The sequence below is a fragment of the Streptomyces sp. NPDC085524 genome (assembly GCF_044541755.1).
Lineage (GTDB): Bacteria > Actinomycetota > Actinomycetes > Streptomycetales > Streptomycetaceae > Streptomyces.
This window is the reverse complement of record NZ_JBITTH010000072.1, coordinates 1-2,099: the sequence shown is the minus strand read 5'-3', so window position 1 is coordinate 2,099 and position 2,099 is coordinate 1. Positions and strand designations below refer to the sequence as shown.

1 protein-coding gene is annotated in these 2,099 nt (G+C 74.8%); it reads right to left on the bottom strand.

All coding sequences use genetic code 11. The annotated features are described in order from the left end of the window. A partial coding sequence (locus ACIGFK_RS42435) for a KR domain-containing protein (RefSeq protein ID WP_400056156.1) occupies positions 1-2,099 on the bottom strand: 2,099 nt, incomplete at both ends.

Here is a 2,099-nt window from a genome sequence, read left to right as displayed (position 1 = left end):
GGGGGTGAGGGTGTCGACGGTGCCGTCGTCGAGGACGCCGGCGGTGTGGACGACGGCGGTGAGGGGGTGTGCGGCGGGGATGGCGGCCAGGAGTGCGGTGAGGGCTTCGCGGTCGGCGGTGTCGCAGGCGGCGAGGGTGACGGTGGCGCCGAGGGCTTCGAGTTCGGTGCGGAGTTCGGTGGCGCCGGGTGCGTCGGGGCCGCGGCGGCTGGTCAGGAGCAGGTGGCGGGTCTTGTGTGCGGTGACGAGGTGGCGGGCCAGGAGGGTGCCCAGGGTGCCGGTGGCTCCGGTGATCAGGACCGTGCCCTCGGGGTCCAGCCCGCGCGGCAGCGTGAGGAGGGTCTTGCCCACGTGCTGCGCCTGGCTGAGGTGGCGTAGCGCGGCCGGTGCGTGGCTCACGTCCCACGCGGTCAGCGGCGGCGGGGTCAGCACCCCCGCCTCGAACAGCTCGACCAGCTCCCGCAGCATCTCCTGGGTGCGCTCCGGGCCCGCGTCCATCAGGTCGAAGGCCTGGTAGGCGACGCCCGGATGCGCGGCGGCCACCTCCCCGGCATCCCTGATGTCCGTCTTGCCGATCTCGAGGAAGCGGCCGCCGGAGGGCAGGAGGCGCAGGGTCGCGTCGACGAACTCCTTGGCGAGGGAGTCGAGTACGACGTCGAAGCCGCGGCCCGCGGTCGCCGCCGTGAACTCCTGCTCGAAGTCGAGGGTGCGGGAGTTGGCGAGGTGCGCGTCGTCGAAGCCCAGGCCGCGCAGGACGTCCCACTTGCCGGGGCTGGCCGTGCCGAAGACCTCGGCACCCAGGTGCCGGGCGATCTGCGTCGCGGCCATCCCGACCCCGCCCGCCGCGGCGTGGACGAGCAGTCGTTCGCCCGCCCGCAGCCCCGCCAGGTCCGTCAGGCCGTAGTACGCGGTGAGGTACACGACCGGGATGACGGCCGCCTGGTTGAAGGACAGCCCCTGCGGGATCCGGGCCGTCAGACGGTGGTCGGTGACCCCGACCGGCCCCAGACCGCCCGAGGGGAACATGCCGAAGACCCGGTCGCCCACGGCGATCCCGGCCACCTCGGAGCCGGTCTCCAGGACCACGCCCGCGCCCTCGCCGCCGATCATGGCGTCGTCGCCCGGATACATGCCCAGGCCGATCATCACATCGCGGAAGTTGAGTCCGCCCGCGCGCATCGCCACCCGGATCTCGTGCGGAGCGAGCGCACGCTCCCCCTCCGGATGCGGTACGAACGCCAGATTGCCGAGCGTGCCCTTGCTGGTCACGTCCACCCGCCAGGCACCGGCCCCGGCCGGCGGGGTCAGCACCCCCGCCGCGTCCGCCGCCCGTACCAGCCGCGGTACGTGGGCACCGCCGTCCCGCACCGCCGCCTCCGGCAGCCCTTCCGCCAGCACCTGGAGCACGGCCTGGGCCGCCGCCGAACCGGCGGCCGGCACGACGTCCAGGTCCAGCAGCGCGAAGCGCTCCGGGTTCTCCGTCCGCGCGGAACGCAGCAGACCCCAGACGGGAGCCGCCGCCAGGTCCCGGATCTCCGGCCCGGGCCGGGTGGCGACCGCACCGGTGGTGACGACGACCAGCCGGGACGCGGCGAACCGCTCGTCCGCCAGCCACTCCTGCACCAGACCGGTCGACCGGTACAGCGCCGCCCGCGTCGCCGCCAGGACGTCGCCGGTGCCCCGGTCGCCGGACACGGTCACGAGGACACTGCCCGGCACCTCGGCGCCGCCGTCCACGGCAGCGCCCAGCGCCGCCAGATCCTCGTACCGGACGCAGTCGCCCAGCACGGAGGCCAGACCCAGCGGATCGGCCGGCCCGACCACGGCCACCGCACCCGGCACCGCGACATCGTCGGCCGGGGGCAGCGGAGCCCACTCCAGCAGGTGAAGACCCGCGTCGTCCGCGGCCGGAGCCGCGCCGAGCTGCTCCTGGCTCACCGGCCGCGTGGTCAGCGCGCCGACCTGGGCGACCAGGCCGCCGCTGCCGTCGTACAGGACCAGTCCGACGGTGTCGGGTGTGGTGGGGGTGAGGTGGACGCGGAGGGTGGTGGCGTGGGTGGCGTGGAGGGTGATGTGGTTCCAGGCGAAGGGGATGCGCA